20 protein-coding genes, 1 tRNA gene and 1 pseudogene are annotated in these 15,888 nt (G+C 33.9%); 15 read left to right on the top strand and 7 right to left on the bottom strand.

The features are described from left to right. Window positions 1–2: 2 nt before the first annotated feature. The 3 genes from THEXY_RS07415 to THEXY_RS07405 all read left to right on the top strand — a co-directional run bounded on the left by THEXY_RS07415 (window position 3) and on the right by THEXY_RS07405 (window position 3,387). The gene (locus tag THEXY_RS07415; protein WP_013788221.1) at window positions 3–452 is read left to right on the top strand and encodes an RrF2 family transcriptional regulator; all 450 of its coding nucleotides are present in this window, start codon (window positions 3–5) and stop codon (window positions 450–452) included. Window positions 453–461: 9 nt separating this feature from the next. After that, on the top strand, window positions 462–1,643 hold the full coding sequence (nifS, locus tag THEXY_RS07410; RefSeq protein ID WP_013788220.1) for a cysteine desulfurase NifS: 1,182 nt from the start codon (window positions 462–464) through the stop codon (window positions 1,641–1,643). A gap of 547 nt (window positions 1,644–2,190) precedes the next feature. Beyond that, a complete protein-coding gene (locus THEXY_RS07405) occupies window positions 2,191–3,387 on the top strand; it encodes an IS701 family transposase (protein ID WP_013788219.1) in 1,197 nt (398 codons plus the stop codon). Window positions 3,388–3,563: 176 nt separating this feature from the next. On the opposite strand, the gene THEXY_RS07400 is transcribed toward THEXY_RS07405, so the two are convergent. Then, window positions 3,564–3,650: transfer RNA gene (locus THEXY_RS07400), tRNA-Leu, on the bottom strand. A gap of 122 nt (window positions 3,651–3,772) precedes the next feature. On the opposite strand from THEXY_RS07400, the gene hflX reads away from it, so the two are divergent. Next, complete coding sequence (gene hflX / locus THEXY_RS07395) at window positions 3,773–5,011, top strand: GTPase HflX (protein ID WP_013788218.1); 1,239 nt, start codon at window positions 3,773–3,775, stop codon at window positions 5,009–5,011. Here hflX and THEXY_RS07390 read toward each other — a convergent pair. Then, window positions 4,998–5,483: a DUF3189 family protein gene (locus tag THEXY_RS07390; protein ID WP_013788217.1), complete on the bottom strand. Its 486-nt coding sequence runs from the start codon at window positions 5,481–5,483 to the stop codon at window positions 4,998–5,000. The two genes, hflX and THEXY_RS07390, sit on opposite strands and share 14 nt — an antisense overlap. 238 nt (window positions 5,484–5,721) lie before the next feature. Here THEXY_RS07390 and THEXY_RS07385 point away from each other — a divergent pair, with 238 nt between their 5' ends. From THEXY_RS07385 to THEXY_RS07370, 4 genes are all read left to right on the top strand, one after another. After that, entirely contained in the window at window positions 5,722–6,150 is a 429-nt protein-coding gene (locus tag THEXY_RS07385; RefSeq protein ID WP_013788216.1) for an NUDIX hydrolase, read from the top strand. 66 nt (window positions 6,151–6,216) lie between these two features. Then, window positions 6,217–6,864, top strand: a complete 648-nt coding sequence (locus THEXY_RS07380) for a YigZ family protein (RefSeq protein WP_013788215.1) — start codon at window positions 6,217–6,219, stop codon at window positions 6,862–6,864. A gap of 69 nt (window positions 6,865–6,933) precedes the next feature. Further along, window positions 6,934–7,173 carry a hypothetical protein gene (locus tag THEXY_RS07375; protein ID WP_013788214.1) on the top strand — a complete coding sequence of 80 codons (240 nt, stop codon included), beginning with the start codon at window positions 6,934–6,936 and terminating at the stop codon, window positions 7,171–7,173. Window positions 7,174–7,191: 18 nt separating this feature from the next. After that, window positions 7,192–7,581, top strand: coding sequence for a CoA-binding protein (locus tag THEXY_RS07370; RefSeq protein ID WP_013788213.1), 390 nt, complete (start codon window positions 7,192–7,194; stop codon window positions 7,579–7,581). Here THEXY_RS07370 and THEXY_RS12900 read toward each other — a convergent pair whose 3' ends face one another. The 4 genes and pseudogenes from THEXY_RS12900 to THEXY_RS07355 all read right to left on the bottom strand — a co-directional run bounded on the left by THEXY_RS12900 (window position 7,582) and on the right by THEXY_RS07355 (window position 9,852). Further along, window positions 7,582–7,704, bottom strand: coding sequence for a hypothetical protein (locus THEXY_RS12900; RefSeq protein ID WP_268257771.1), 123 nt, complete (start codon window positions 7,702–7,704; stop codon window positions 7,582–7,584). A 215-nt stretch (window positions 7,705–7,919) separates the two neighbouring features. Next, window positions 7,920–9,116 (bottom strand): IS701 family transposase, encoded by a 1,197-nt coding sequence (locus tag THEXY_RS07365; protein ID WP_013786955.1) that lies wholly within the window; start codon window positions 9,114–9,116, stop codon window positions 7,920–7,922. A gap of 145 nt (window positions 9,117–9,261) precedes the next feature. After that, window positions 9,262–9,471, bottom strand: a pseudogene (locus THEXY_RS07360) (TSUP family transporter); the annotation flags it as partial. 21 nt (window positions 9,472–9,492) lie between these two features. Continuing rightward, on the bottom strand, window positions 9,493–9,852 hold the full coding sequence (locus THEXY_RS07355; protein ID WP_013788211.1) for a sulfite exporter TauE/SafE family protein: 360 nt from the start codon (window positions 9,850–9,852) through the stop codon (window positions 9,493–9,495). Window positions 9,853–10,040: 188 nt separating this feature from the next. Here THEXY_RS07355 and THEXY_RS07350 point away from each other — a divergent pair, with 188 nt between their 5' ends. Then, window positions 10,041–10,775, top strand: a complete 735-nt coding sequence (locus THEXY_RS07350) for a YebC/PmpR family DNA-binding transcriptional regulator (RefSeq protein WP_013788210.1) — start codon at window positions 10,041–10,043, stop codon at window positions 10,773–10,775. Between the two features lie 9 nt (window positions 10,776–10,784). Here THEXY_RS07350 and THEXY_RS07345 read toward each other — a convergent pair whose 3' ends face one another. After that, entirely contained in the window at window positions 10,785–11,231 is a 447-nt protein-coding gene (locus tag THEXY_RS07345; protein ID WP_013788209.1) for a chemotaxis protein CheW, read from the bottom strand. Between the two features lie 142 nt (window positions 11,232–11,373). Between THEXY_RS07345 and THEXY_RS07340 the strand changes: the two genes are divergently transcribed. The 6 genes from THEXY_RS07340 (at window position 11,374) to THEXY_RS07315 (ending at window position 15,886) form a co-directional block, all read left to right on the top strand. Continuing rightward, window positions 11,374–11,925: a hypothetical protein gene (locus THEXY_RS07340; protein ID WP_013788208.1), complete on the top strand. Its 552-nt coding sequence runs from the start codon at window positions 11,374–11,376 to the stop codon at window positions 11,923–11,925. Window positions 11,926–12,001: 76 nt separating this feature from the next. After that, window positions 12,002–12,499: a crossover junction endodeoxyribonuclease RuvC gene (gene ruvC, locus THEXY_RS07335; RefSeq protein WP_013788207.1), complete on the top strand. Its 498-nt coding sequence runs from the start codon at window positions 12,002–12,004 to the stop codon at window positions 12,497–12,499. Next, window positions 12,496–13,056: a Holliday junction branch migration protein RuvA gene (ruvA, locus tag THEXY_RS07330; RefSeq protein ID WP_013788206.1), complete on the top strand. Its 561-nt coding sequence runs from the start codon at window positions 12,496–12,498 to the stop codon at window positions 13,054–13,056. The genes ruvC and ruvA overlap by 4 nt, the downstream gene beginning before the upstream one ends. Before the next feature lie 9 nt (window positions 13,057–13,065). After that, the gene (ruvB, locus tag THEXY_RS07325) at window positions 13,066–14,061 is read left to right on the top strand and encodes a Holliday junction branch migration DNA helicase RuvB (protein ID WP_013788205.1); all 996 of its coding nucleotides are present in this window, start codon (window positions 13,066–13,068) and stop codon (window positions 14,059–14,061) included. 9 nt (window positions 14,062–14,070) lie between these two features. Then, the gene (locus THEXY_RS07320) at window positions 14,071–14,283 is read left to right on the top strand and encodes a DUF2905 domain-containing protein (RefSeq protein ID WP_013788204.1); all 213 of its coding nucleotides are present in this window, start codon (window positions 14,071–14,073) and stop codon (window positions 14,281–14,283) included. A 19-nt stretch (window positions 14,284–14,302) separates the two neighbouring features. Continuing rightward, on the top strand, window positions 14,303–15,886 hold the full coding sequence (locus THEXY_RS07315; protein WP_013788203.1) for a SpoIID/LytB domain-containing protein: 1,584 nt from the start codon (window positions 14,303–14,305) through the stop codon (window positions 15,884–15,886). Window positions 15,887–15,888: the final 2 nt, after the last annotated feature.

Raw genomic sequence — 15,888 nt, 5'->3', positions numbered from 1 at the left:
ATATGAGATTATCGACAAAGGGAAGATATGGAGTTCAAGCCATGTTTGAGCTTGCATTGTATTATGGTGAGGGACCGATATCCTTAAAGGTTATAGCTGAAAATGAGGGTTTATCCGAACATTATTTAGAACAGCTTATTGCTGTTTTGAGAAAAGCTGATTTGGTTAAAAGTATACGTGGAGCGCAAGGCGGGTATATGTTATCAGCTCCACCTGATAAGATTACAGTAGGCGATGTCATTAGAACTTTGGAAGGGTCACTTGCTCCTTCAGATTGTGTTGTAGAGGATATACCGTTTGAATGCAGCAGATCAGGTGGATGTCCGACAAAAGTTGTATTAGAAAAAATCAGAGATGCTATAAATAAAGTGATTGATTCTATTACGCTCCAGGATATGGTTGATGATTACAAAAAGATGATACAGAAAAATTCTTACATGTATTATATATAGGAGGCTTTTATGAATAGGATTTATCTCGATAATGCAGCGACTACTCCATTAAGAAAAGAAGTTTTAGATGTAATGATGCCGTATTTAAACAGTCGCTTTGGCAATCCGTCTTCACTTTATTCTTATGGACAAGAAGCTAAAAAGGCAATTGAAGAAGCCAGAGATAAAGTAGCTGCTGCAATTTGCGCTAATGCAGATGAGATTTTTTTTACAAGCGGAGGTACAGAATCAGATAATTGGGCTTTAAAAGGTGCTGCATATGCCTTAAAAGAGAAAGGCAATCACATAATAACATCCAGCGTAGAACACCATGCAATACTGCATACCTGTCAATATCTTGAGAGTCAAGGATTTGAAATAACTTATTTACCTGTAGATGAGTATGGATTAGTAGATCCAAATGAATTGAAAAAAGCTATAAAAGGCAGTACGATAATTGTATCGATAATGTACGCAAACAATGAAATAGGCACTATAGAGCCAATCCAAGAGCTTGCAAGTGTGTCTCATGAGAAAGGCGTATTGTTTCACACAGATGCAGTACAAGCAGTTGGGAATGTGCCTATCGATGTAAAAAAATTGGATGTGGATATGTTGTCAATGTCAGCCCATAAAATATACGGGCCTAAAGGAGTTGGAGCACTTTACATTAGAAAGGGCCTAAGAATTGATACACTTTTACAAGGTGGTGCACAGGAGAGAAATAGGAGAGCAGGGACAGAAAATGTGGCTGGAATTGTAGGATTTGGTACGGCGATAGAACTTATCACTCAAAATATCGATGAGCACATAAAGAAACTGACAATGTTTAGAGACAAGCTTATTGATGGGATACTAAAAATTCCATATACCCGATTAAATGGACATCCAACAAAAAGACTTCCTGGGAATGTCAATGTTTCTTTCGAATTTGTTGATGGTGAATCGCTTATACTAAGCCTTGACATGGAAGGAATCTGCGTATCCAGCGGTTCTGCATGTACAGCAGGAAGCATTGATCCGTCTCATGTGCTATTGGCAATCGGCCTGCCAGAAGAAATAGCACGTGGTTCATTGAGAATTACCATAGGAGAAGAAAATACGGAAGAAGAAATTGATACGGTAATAAACAAGCTGCCTAAGATAGTAGATAGATTGAGGCAGATGTCGCCACTTTTTGAAAGGATTAAAGAGGAGAAAAAACTTGTATAGCTATGTGTGATGGTTCAGCAATGAATCCATCACTATATTTTTTCTCCCATTCATATTCATAATCTCATTTTGCTTTGCTTTAATAAGAAATGTCTTTTGTCATATTGTATAAATCATCATAAAGCAGCAATAAATCGAGATAATAGTATCGTGCTAAAAAATACTTCTCACATTTTTTAAGTAAATTATAGGCACCATTAAAGTCATTATGCAAATATTTTATATGGCCCAGATCGTGTCAAGTATTTTTAGGTTTTTTTGAAAAAAAGACCTCACTATCACTCTAAGGATGAGCATTGATAGCTGGATTTTAAGAAAAGTTTTTTAGTGTTGAAGTCTCTTAACTTCTCGATAGCATAAAATCGCCACTCCCCATAATAATAACTAAAACTACAATCTTCAATCTATAGATGAGAAAATTCACTAACATAAATTACCATAATAAACTTACATGAAAAATTTAATAAAAAATAGAGACAAATGCTCGCTTTTATGGTATTTAATATGTTGTTACACTATAACAATATTAACCATAGGAGTGGAGCAAATGTCTCATAATAATAGAATAACAGAAAATTCATCAATAATCCAGTACTTAATGAAATTAAATTTTGCATTATATTTTACTAAACCTGTTATTCGTCATATTTTAGAATTTATAATTGCTGCCACTCAAAAAGGTTATAGTGGTACTGTTACAGATATAGTTAATTTAAGCCTTGCTAATTGCCATAGAACCACGTTTGGCAAATTCTTAAGCCAAGGTGTTTGGAATATAGAGTATGCATGGAGAGCTATAAGGCGAGAAGTTATTCGCATTATATTTGAATTATCCCAAACTAGCAACAAGCCGATATTTGTGATTTTTGATGATACTATTGCTGAGAAGACAAAGCCTTCGTTACAGGCTAAACATACTATCCAGGCAACAGGATTCCATCAATCACATTTAAAAGGGAAGCAAGTTTGGGGACATCAACTTCTTACCATGATGCTATCTTGCGGCAATGTGGTATTACCTTACTGCATTGAGCGCTATGAAAAAGGTGGCAAAAGCAAAATCGAAAGAATATGCGAAATGGTATCTATGCTTCCAATACCTAGAGGACCAGCATATGGACTATGCGATTCATGGTACATAAACAAAAAAGTAATAGAAGCACATTTCGAAAGAGGATACCATCTCATAGGAGCACTAAAAACTAACAGGATTATCTATCCACAAGGCATTAGAATTCAGATAAAAGATTTTGCCCAATATATCGAAAAGAACGAAGTTTGCCTCGTTACAGTAAACGGTTCTAATTACTGGGTATATCGCTATGAAGGAGCCTTAAATGGAATAGATAATGCTGTAGTAGTATTGTGTTGTCCTGAGAAAGCTTTTAAAAATCAGAATGCTCTACATGCATTTATCTGTACTGATACTGAATTAGATACCGAGACTATTCTAAATTACTACAGTCAAAGATGGCCTATAGAAATATTCTTTAGGCAGACAAAGAATAATCTTGGACTAAATACATATCAAGTACGCTCAACAAAATCAATAGATAGATTATTATGGCTTATATCATTGACATACCTGTATTGTACGACTTCAGGTGACGAATATTGCAAATTTGGGCAAGGAATAAAAATAGTACGCAAAGAAGTACAAAAGCAGCGTGTTCAATGGCTGTATGAGCGAGCTAATAATAAAGTACCTATTGATGAAATTTTAGAAAAACTACAGTTAGCATAGGCGTAGTGTATCTATTTTATGGTAATATTTGTTATCAATTTTTCTCATCTATAGCTCCAAAATAAAAAATTGACTACTTTTTGTAGTCAACACACTCATTTTCTATATTCATATATTTTGTGTAGTCAAAATGTAGTCAAACTTCACCTATAAAAACAAAATTATTAGATTAACTTTGGTGCCGAAGGTGGGACTCGAACCCACACGGTATTGCTACCACTGGATTTTGAGTCCAGCGCGTCTGCCAGTTTCACCACTTCGGCACGTCACATTAGATATATTATCATATAAAAGCTAAAATTTCAATACCTAATTTAAAAATGTTGATTATTTTGTTAAGACAGGATAATATATATGTATCGAATACATGTGTGGAGTGAGTTTTATGGGCAATGAAATGAATGATAGCAAGGAAAAGGCAGTATTAGTGGGAGTAATTATAAATGATGAAGATAATGAAAGCATGGACGAATTAAAAGAGCTGGCAGAGACAGCCGGTGCAGAAGTTGTAGGTGTAGTGACACAATCAAGAACGAACATAGATAGGACAAGTTATATAGGTAAAGGCAAGCTTATGGAATTAAAAGAATTCATTGGAAATAATGATGTTAGTATGATAATTGTTAATGATGAGCTTACGGGTATCCAGATTAAAAATATCGAAGATGTTGTGAATAAAAAAGTAATCGATAGGACAGGTCTTATTCTAGACATTTTTGCGAAAAGAGCGAAGTCGGCAGAGGGTATGCTTCAAGTTGAACTTGCTCAGTTGAAGTACAGATTGCCGAGACTTCAAGGAATCGGAAATGATTTATCGAGGTTAGGTGGTGGTATAGGGACAAGAGGTCCAGGTGAGACAAAACTTGAGACAGATAGGCGACATATTAAGGAGCGAATAAGAGCGATCGAAGCAAAAATAGATGATTTAAGAAGACACAGAGAGCTCTTAAGAGGGAGAAGGAAAAAAAATGAAGTTCCTGTCGTAGCCATAATAGGATACACAAATGCTGGCAAATCTACATTGATGAATGTACTTACAAATGCTTCTGTCTATGCTGAAGATAAGCTTTTTGCTACACTTGATCCAACAGCAAGGAAACTTATTTTGCCATCTGGGAGAGAAATTGTTTTAATTGATACGGTGGGATTTATAAGAAAGTTGCCACATGATTTGGTGGAAGCTTTTAAGTCTACATTGGAGGAGCTAAAATATGCAGATGTCTTACTTCATGTTATAGATATATCTGCGAAAGATGTAATGCATAAAATCAATGTGGTTGAGGGTGTTCTTAAAGATCTTGATGTGATTAATAAGCCTAAGATAAATGTGTACAACAAATCCGATCTTTTGGACAAGGTGCCTGAAAACAAAGGTGATAGTGTATATATTTCTGCTAAAGAAAGAATTGGCATTGACAAATTGTTAGAAATGATTGATAGATTTGCATACAGTGATTTATCTATTTTGGATTTCTATTTCTCTTATGCAAACAATAATGAATACTTGTTTTTGAAGAAAAACTCTAAAATTTTAAAAGAGGAGTATGATGAAAAAGGAATCAAGATAAAAGCACAAGTAAGTGCGATGGAGAGAAATGTGTTGAAAGATTTTATTGTCTCTTGATAGCGTTATATCCAGCACTTTCTTGTGCTTTTACATTTTTTACAATCTGAACTATGTTTTTGTATGCTTTTGTCACTCCATATGATACAAGAGGTCTTCCTATTACAGGCATTTTCAAAGCTATGGACGTGAAACCACCTATTTTCATTATCCAGTTTGTAGCAGATGATGTATCAATAATAAGCAAACCATCATTTGTATTGAATAAATGATAATATAGATCTTTTAAAGCTGGCTCCACGAGTTTTTTTCCATTTTTTACGCCTAAAGAATATACGTTGTTTCCATATTCATCTGTACCTATTAATACTATATGACCTGTATCATTTTGACCATTTAATCTGTCAAACATAGGAATTCCTTCAATTTCTGATTTTGAAGGAATTTTATCTGTTGGCAACATCCCAATATGGATATAAGAAGCTATAACCGATGTATGAGTTCCTCCGTAACAATGGTAAATAATATGCATTCAAATCGCTCCTTTCAAATATATTTTTGATAGAATCTATATTAATTATTCTAAGATTTTTAACCATTTTTAGAAACGAAGATAAATTTATACATAATTTTCTTTTGTTGTGGAAATAATAAAATAAAATTAAAAATAAAATTTTAGAAGGAATTTAAGAGTTTATAAAGAATATTATATAATAAGCAAATATTGTGATTAAATCACAATAAATATAAAAAGCTTAGGGGGCTTATATATGTTAATAAGAGAATGTTCTGGTGGAGTTGTATTTAGGGGAGATGAGGTATTTCTCCTAAAGAATGAAAAAAATGAGTGGGTATTGCCTAAAGGCGCAATAAGAAACAATGAACTGTCTGTTGATGCAGCGTTAAGGAGAGTACGGGCTGAAACCGGCTTAAAATCTTTGAATGTCCTGTCTACTGCTGGTGAAACTAGCTATGAATTCTATTCTGTTACACGTCAACGTCCTGTCTACAATAAAATCACATGGTATTTAATGTCTACAGATGATGGAGAATTCAATATTAGCAGTGAAGATGGCTTTTCAGACGGCGGCTTTTACCCAATTGAGAAGGCTTTGGAACTTATAACTTATAGTCAGGACAGGGCTTTAGTAAACGTTTCTTATTACAAGTACAAATCTTTAAACAAGGTTATTGCATAAAAATAAAAGCCTTATGGCTTTTATTTTTATGCAAAAGTTTGGTATAATTTATTACGAGGTGGTAGTTTGCTCTATACTTATAAAACGATATATAAATATGGATGTAAAGAAGTAGAAATAAAGCGATCGCGGTTTATAGGACATGCAAAACCTGTACAAAACGAAGATGAAGCAATCGAGTTTGTAAATAGTATAAAAAGTGCTCATAGGGATGCTACACACAATGTGTATGCTTATATTTTAGGAGAAAGGGATGAGGTACAGAGGTATAGCGATGATGGGGAGCCTTCTGGCACAGCCGGCGTACCTGTTTTAAATGTTATAAAGAATGAAGGATTAAAAAATGTAGCTGTTGTTGTGACAAGGTATTTTGGAGGTATACTGCTTGGTGCTGGTGGCTTAATAAGGGCTTATGTCAAGAGCGCAAAGCTAGGGCTTGAGGCTGCAACTATCGTTGAAAAGATCCTGTTTAAAAGTTTGTACATAACTGTAGATTACACTATATTTGGCACAGTACAAAACGAGTTGTTGAAAAATAATTATATAATTAAAAATATCGAATACACTGACAAGGTTATATTGACTGTGTACGTTAAATATGACGAAAGAGATGATTTTATAAAGCATATTATAAATTTGACAAACGCAAAATCTATCATTAAAGAAGGAAATGATTTATATCTCTATAAAACGGGTGATAAATATTTAGAATAATCATTTTGTACCTTGTATAGAATTTAATAAAATCAATTTGAATTGCCACATATTCTGGGGGTGCATTAAATGAATTATTACAAAGTCTTGATTTCATGTGGTCATTTAGGCAATTCAAAAGAAATAACTGTTACAAGGTACTTTAAAGCTAAAAATATAATAGACGCTTTTGAAAGCGGCAATAGAATGCCGAGAGCCAAAAGAAAACATTCCCATACATCTGTTTTACTTGTTAAACCTATTGATGAAATGTCATATATAAACGGAAAATGCCAAGAGAGGACAAATAAGTATCTAATGATAAGATAATTTGAAAGGTGTGATAAAATGGATTATGTTGAAGAAGCTCTAAAGAGAAAGGTATGGGCTGTTGTAGGTGCTACAGATAGAAAAAATAAGTTTGGCTACAAGATATACAAAAATTTAAAGTTGGAAGGTTATACTGTTTATCCTGTTAACCCTAATTATGAAATTGTTGATGGTGATAAGTGCTACGAATCATTATCAAAGCTGCCAGTTGTTCCTGAGGTTGTTGATATGGTTGTATCCCCTAAAATAGGTGATGCTTTTGTTGAAGAAGCGGCAAAACTCGGTGTGGATATTATTTGGTTTCAGCCAGGAGCTGAAAGCGATGAACTGATTGAAAAAGCTAATAATTTAGGACTTAATGTTGTTTACAATACGTGTGTAATGATGGAGACAGATAGGCGAAAGTAATCAAGTTTCGCCTCTGCCATCCCAATTAATGTCATTTGTAACATAATAGTTTTCGCATACTTCCAGTTTAGATTTATTTATTTTAAATTTTTTACTTGATTTTTTTATTTTGCGCTTTTTCATTTTGTTTTTCACCTATCTTTTGCTTTGATATTATTTCGTAAATTCCCATGATAAATAGGAATACTGCAAATAGCCTTTTTAACATGTATGAATTGATGTAAATTGATATATATGAGCCGATAAGACTTCCCACTAAACCGCTTAATATTATATTTAAAATCTATAGATGAGAAAAATTGATAACAAAATATTACCATCAAATAGATGCACTACACCTATGCTAACTGTAGTTCTGCTAAAATTTTATCAATAGATACATTATTATTAGCTCGCTCATACAGCCATTGAACACGCTGCTTTTGTACTTCTTTGCGTACTATTTTTATTCCTTGCCCAAATTTGCAATATTCGTCACCTGAAGTCGTACAATACAGGTATGTCAATGATATAAGCCATAATAATCTATCTATTGATTTTGTTGAGCGTACTTGATATGTATTTAGTCCAAGATTATTCTTTGTCTGCCTAAAGAATATTTCTATAGGCCATCTTTGACTGTAGTAATTTAGAATAGTCTCGGTATCTAATTCAGTATCAGTACAGATAAATGCATGTAGAGCATTCTGATTTTTAAAAGCTTTCTCAGGCCAACACAATACTACTACAGCATTATCTATTCCATTTAAGGCTCCTTCATAGCGATATACCCAGTAATTAGAACCGTTTACTGTAACGAGGCAAACTTCGTTCTTTTCGATATATTGGGCAAAATCTTTTATCTGAATTCTGATACCTTGTGGATAGATAATTCTGTTAGTTTTTAGTGCTCCTATGAGATGGTATCCTCTTTCGAAATGTGCTTCTATTACTTTTTTGTTTATGTACCATGAATCACATAGTCCATATGCTGGTCCTTTAGGTATTGGAAGCATAGATACCATTTCGCATATTCTTTCGATTTTGCTTTTGCCACCTTTTTCATAGCGCTCAATACAGTAAGGTAATACCACATTGCCGCAAGATAGCATCATGGTAAGAAGTTGATGTCCCCAAACTTGCTTCCCTTTTAAATGTGATTGATGGAATCCTGTTGCCTGGATAGTATGTTTAGCCTGTGACGAAGGCTTTGTCTTTTCAGCAATAGTATCATCAAAAATCACAAATATCGGCTTGTTGCTAGTTTGGGATAATTCAAATATAATGCGAATAACTTCTCGCCTTATTGCTCTCCATGCATACTCTATATTCCAAACACCTTGGCTTAAGAATTTGCCAAATGTAGTTCTATGGCAATTAGCAAGGCTTAAATTAACTATATCTGTAACAGTACCACTATAACCTTTTTGAGTGGCAGCAATTATAAATTCTACAATATGACGAATAACAGGTTTAGTAAAATATAATGCAAAATTTAATTTCATTAAGTACTGGATTATTGATGAATTTTCTGTTATTCTTTTATTATGAGACATTTGCTCCACTCCTATGATTAATATTGTTATAGGGTAACAACATATTAATACCATAGAAGCGAGCATTTGTCTCTATTTTTTATTAAATTTTTTCATGTAAGTTTATTATGGTAATTTATGTTAGTGAATTTTCTCATCTATAGTTTAAAATAATATTTAAAACTACATTTTTTTGCTTTAAATGATATAGGAGTGCGATGGTGGCTGTCGGAATGAATGATAATAAATTTACACTTTGAGCCATGTGTTGCTCAATATTTGCAAAAATAGTCAAACTTGGGATTAAAATTGTTCCACCGCCAATACCCATGCCCCCAATGATGCCAGATAAAAAACCTATTATAAATAATTTCATTTCATTGTATCCCTTTCGAAATTATTTAGTCAATAAAATCCTTATAGACGCAGCAATCATTATCATTCCAAATATTTTTCGCAAATACTTTATAGGAACTTTATTTAAGATAGATGCACCTAAAAGACCGCCTACTACACTGCCCAGTGTAACATTTAAAGTTATCGGCAAATTAAATATGCCGCTTTTAATGTATATGATAGAGCTAAAAATTGTCAGTGGAAGAATTATTGATATCGCTGTCGCATGTGCTTTATGGTCTTCGATTCCAAGCAAAAAAACCATAAAAGGTACGATGATAGTTCCACCGCCAGCTCCAAATAGTCCATTTAAAACTCCAGTCATAAAGCCAATGAGTATTAATTTTACATATCTTTTCATTTCATCAATATCACCTTAAACTTTTTATTATATTATTCTTGCATAATTGACATAAGATATGTATAGGTTTAAAATTTTTATGTATTAGTCTTAATGATATGACTGATTTTTTGAAGCGATTTTAAATTTACTTATGAGGCTTTTTTTGATAAAATAATTTTGGCACAAAGTAAAGGAGGTTTATTTTTATGTCTGGACATTCAAAATGGGCTAATATAAAGCACAAAAAAGAAAAGATGGATGCGCAGAAAGGGAAAATATTTACAAAACTTACAAAAGACATAATAATGGCGGCGAAAGAAGGCGGTGATCCTGAGACTAACAGCAAATTAAGGGATGCTATAGAAAAAGCCAAAGCTAATAACCTTCCAAACGAGAACATACAGAGGGCTATAAAGAAAGGCACTGGAGAGTTAAGCGGTGGTAATTTGGAGGAAGTCGTTTATGAAGGATATGGACCTGCAGGTTCTGCAATAATAGTAGAGGCTTTGACAGATAACAAGAATAGGACTGCTGGAGATATAAGGCATATATTTGATAGAAGCGGTGGAAGCTTAGGTTCAACTGGATGCGTCGCTTGGATGTTTGACAAAAAAGGCATTATAACGGTGGAAAAGAGTGATAATATCGATGAAGATGAATTGGCTATGGTTGCAATAGATGCAGGAGCTGACGATTTTTCATCTGATGGCGATGAATATGAGATTTTGACGGATCCTTCTAACTTTCAAGCTGTTAAAGATGCAATAAATAAGGCGGGATATGTCATGTCTTCCGCTGAAATAACGATGATTCCGCAAAACAGGGTAAAACTTTCTGATAGCGATTATGAAAAATTTGAAAAATTCATAGAAAAGTTGGAAGAAAATGATGATGTGCAAGAAGTATATCATAACGTCGATATGCCAGATGATGAGGAGTAGAAGAAATGATTACATTTCTTCTATCTCCTTTTTTTCTTTTTCTGTCAGTATTTTTTCTAAATTTAAGTTTATAATCAGGCGTTCGTCATAGCTTACTACTGATTCTATGTATTCTTTTCCTATTCCTGCTATGATATCTGGTGCTTCTTTTATAGATTCAGGCTCTACATGTAATACTTCTGTTACAGAATCAACGATAAATCCAACGGATTTTTCATTGATTTTGATGATTATTATTCTTGTGTCATCGTCGTATTCTGTAAGTTTCATGTTTAGTCTTTTTTTAAGATCTATGATTGGTATTACTGTGCCCCTCAGATTGATAATGCCTTCTACAAAGCTTGGCACATCAGGTACTTTTGTTATTGACTGCATACGGATTATCTCTAATACATCCATTATATCTACGCAAAATTCCTCGTCGTTTAATTTGAATATAACAATTTGATTTAGCATATTATATTAATCAACTCCTTTCAAATGATAATATTCGATATAATTTTACAAAATCCTTCAAAAAATTTTAGTATAAAAAATTTTTTATTGGGTATAATTACAAAAAAGTTAAATTGTAATGGTGAAGGTAGGTAATTATCACATGAAATATTTTATAAGGAAAATCATACCTATTGTATTGATTTTTGTTGCGATTTTTTTAGCAGGATACTTGTATTATATAAGATATTACAATCATTCTTCAAAAATGCCGCAATATACCAATACAAAAGTCAATAGCATTCTTACCAGTAGCAGTGTCAGTCCAAATGGAAAATTGATTTTCGAGACGTTATATAAAGGAACTGGAGATATAATAAAGGAAGAACAAACAATAGGTGCTTCGATTGCTGGTAAAAGCGAAGACGAGATTTCAAAGATTTATCGTGGATGGAGTATTAAAAAATTTGACAGTGAAGAAGTGATATTTTACAAAGAAGAAGATGGTTTTCCACCAGGTTATTACATAATTTCCAGCTTGAATGGGTATGTGTCATTATATAAATCAGATGGAAATGGTGGGAAAACCCTTGTGGAAAAGACGGACATTTTGGTAAATAATTTAAATCCAAACGATAAAGAGAGGATTTTAAACAATATTGTTGTGAAAGATGCGGATGAAGCATACTCAATACTTGCAAATTTAAGCAGCTAAACTCCCGATATTTTAGGGAGTTTTTTCTTGTCTATGTACGATGTAGATGTTAAAATAGTATACGAGGAGGAATTTGATGAGAATTATTGGTATTGATCCTGGAATTGCAATTGTAGGCTATGGAATAATTGATGACAATGGTGGAAAATTTAAGGTTTTGGATTATGGGGCTATTACAACGCCAGTTGGAGCCGAAAAAAGTTTGAGACTTAAAGACGTGTACGATGGTATAAATTCTCTGATTGAAAAGTATAGGCCTGATGTGATGGCCATTGAAGAGCTTTTTTTTAACAAGAATGCTAAAACTGTCATAACTATAGGTGAAGCAAGAGGCGTGGCTATTTTAGCTGCAGTAAATTGTGGAATACAAGTGTTTGAATATACTCCATTGCAAGTAAAACAATCTGTAGTAGGTTACGGGAGAGCTGAAAAAAAGCAAGTTCAGAATATGGTAAAGGCAATCTTAAGGTTAGATGAGATACCAAAACCAGATGATGTTGCCGACGCGCTGGCAGTTGCACTTTGCCACAGCAACAGCAATATTTTGAATGCGAAATTGGGGTCATTAAAATGATAGATTACATAAAGGGTCATATTGTTGAAAAAGGCATTGACTACGTTGTTATTGAAACGCTTGGCATAGGTTTTAAAATAATAGTGCCAAGGAGCACTTTAAGTCACTTGACAAATACAAGTGAGATAATTAAGCTTTATACATATATGCATGTTAAAGAGGATGGATTTCAACTTTATGGATTTTTGACGACAAATGAAGTGGAGATTTTTAAAAAATTGATAGCTGTAAATGGCGTTGGACCTAAAGCAGCAGTTTCAATATTGTCGACAATTTCCATTGAAGGTTTTTATGATGCCATAAGAAACAGCGATTCAAAGGCTATAGAAAAGTCACCAGGCATTGGCAAAAAAACTGCACAGCGGATTATATTGGAGCTTAAAGACAAGTTAACATTTGCTCATGATGTAAAACTTGATGATTTGTCAAATGATGTGGTTGATGCGCTGTTATCACTTGGATATACAAAACAAGAGTCTATAAAAGCATTAGAGGGAGTGGACTGTTCAAATTTAGAGTCTGCTTTAAAAGAGGCATTGAAAAAGCTTATGAAATAAGGTGATAAAATGGAGGAGAGGATTTTAACGCAGAATTTTACGCCGGAAGACGCCTCCGAGTATTCTTTACGGCCAAAAAGATTGTCTGAATACATAGGACAGATGAAGATTAAAGAGGAACTAAAAATTTACATAGAGGCAGCTAAGATGAGAAGTGAACCATTAGACCATGTACTGCTTTTTGGACCACCTGGTCTTGGCAAAACTACACTTGCCAACATTATATCAAATGAGATGGGTGTTGGCATTAGAATAACTTCGGGACCAGCCATAGAAAGAGCAGGAGATTTAGCAGCGATACTTACTAACCTACAAGAAAATGATATTCTTTTTATTGATGAAATACACAGGCTTAATAGAAGTGTGGAAGAAATTTTATATCCAGCTATGGAAGACTTTGAATTAGATATAATAATTGGAAAAGGACCAAGTGCAAGATCACTGCGGCTCGATTTGCCACATTTTACTCTTATAGGAGCGACGACAAGGGCTGGACTGATGACTTCTCCATTAAGGGACAGATTTGGTGTAATCATGAGGTTGGAGTTTTATTCTGTTGAAGAATTAAGCGAGATCATAAAAAGGTCATCAGCTATATTGAATATAGGTATCAATGATGAGGCTGCTTATGAGCTGGGTCGCCGTTCCAGGGGAACGCCAAGGATAGCAAATAGGCTTTTAAAGAGAGTTAGAGATTTTGCTCAAGTGAAGGGCAATGGCTTTATTGATTTTCATATAGCAAAAGATGCCCTTGATATGTTGGGCGTAGATGATATGGGACTTGAGCATATAGATAGAAAAATGTTAAAATCTATCATCGAGAAATTTTCTGGAGGGCCTGTCGGCATTGACACTATTGCGGCTTCAATTGGTGAAGAAAGCGATACGATTGAAGATGTTTATGAACCATATTTGATGCAGATTGGATTTTTAAACAGGACTCCAAGGGGTAGGATAGCGACAAAATTGGCTTATGAGTATCTCAATTACAGCTTACCTGAGTGAGGGATCCATATGTTTCAGGAATTTGGGAAAATGTTGATTGGCATAGGCATAGTGCTTACAATAGTTGGTTTAATATTATTTTTTGGCGGAAAGTTTGGAATTGGACATTTGCCTGGTGATATTGTATTTAAAAAAGGCAATTTTACTTTTTACTTTCCATTGATGTCGTCAATAATTTTAAGCGTTGTTTTGACTTTAATATTATGGCTTTTTAGAAAATAAACGTAAAGGGGTCATGATTGTGAGGTTTAAAAAGTTTGTTTCGTTTTTCTTACTTTTTACACTTGTTTTGATGAGTACTGTAAGCTATGTAAACGCCAGTGTAAATATGCCGTCTTTGATAAAAATAGGGCTTTTTTATGCTTCTAATTCGTTGCCGTCTTATTCAATAGTTTCTTCAAGCGGATTCAAAGTAGGCGTAGACGATGGTGCTGGCAATGTAAAAACAATATACAATATTTCATATAACAATGTTCAGGTAATAAAAGATGACAACTTTTACTTGCAAGAAGGCAATTTTTCCGATCAAGCGATGGCTGACAGCCAACAAACAAAGCTAAGCTCTGATGTTTCAAATTCAGTTGTAGGATATGATGGCAATTATCATATTTACATTGGTCCGTATTTAAGTCAATCTGATGCAACTGCAGCAATGAATAGCCTTAAATCTAAATTTTCGGATGTTAAGTTGGTATCTCCAAACAATCATATAGTAATAGTTCAAAATGGGAAATCTGTATTTTTAGATGCAGCAAGTAATCAGATTTATCTTATGGACACGTCTGGTGATGGACCAATATCTATTAATGGGAAAAGATACAGAGGGTACTTTGAATTCATAAGGCAACAGAATAGCGACATGACTGCGATAAACGTTTTGCCGCTGGAGGAGTATTTATATGGTGTTGTTCCTGCAGAAATGCCTGCCTCGTGGAACATAGAAGCTTTAAAAGCACAGGCTGTAGCGGCAAGAACTTATGCAGTGTACAATATTGGGGAATACAGCAAATATGGATTTGATTTGACAGATGATGTAAATTGCCAAGTATACAATGGATACGATGGAGAAAATCCAAATACAAATAAGGCTGTTGATGATACAAAAGGAGTAATAGCAATATACAATGGTCAGCCTATAGAAGCTATATTCCATTCACATAGTGGCGGTTATACAGAAGATAGTGAAAATGTCTATACAAATAGCGTTCCCTATCTAAGAGGTGTTGAAGATAAGTATGTTTTCGGGTATAATGAAGCCATTGACAATTGGACTGTAAGTGTTACCGCTGATTCTGTTGCTCAAAAGTTAAAAAGTAGTGGCATTGATATAGGTAATATTACAAATATTCAAGTGACCAGCAAGAGTTGGACTGGCAGGGCTATACAGGTAACGATTTATGGAGATAAAGGTAATTATGTTTTAAGTAAAAATGATATAAGAAATTTTTTTGGACTTAAAAGCAATATGATAACAATAAGTGGAAATGGTAGTGCTTCAAATAGCAATACTACTTATATTCAGTCACAACAGGGCATTGTCAGTAAATCATTGTCTGGTTTAGCAGTCATGTCTGCGAGTGGGCAAAAGATTGTTGAGAACAACGATTTGTACATTTTAGGACAAAGCAAAACGATTAAAATTACCAGCCAAAATGGATCGTCTACTATATTTACTATAAATGGCAGTGGATACGGACATGGCGTTGGGCTGAGCCAATATGGAGCTCGTGGAATGGCAGATCATGGGTATAATTATATAGACATATTAAAATACTACTATAAAGGAATCTATGTTTATGATACAATAAACAATAAGGCTTTATAAAA

The sequence above is a fragment of the Thermoanaerobacterium xylanolyticum LX-11 genome, assembly GCF_000189775.2.
GTDB lineage: Bacteria > Bacillota > Thermoanaerobacteria > Thermoanaerobacterales > Thermoanaerobacteraceae > Thermoanaerobacterium > Thermoanaerobacterium thermosulfurigenes.
Note: the sequence above shows the minus strand (reverse complement) of the source record. Positions and strands in the feature narration are given on the sequence as shown.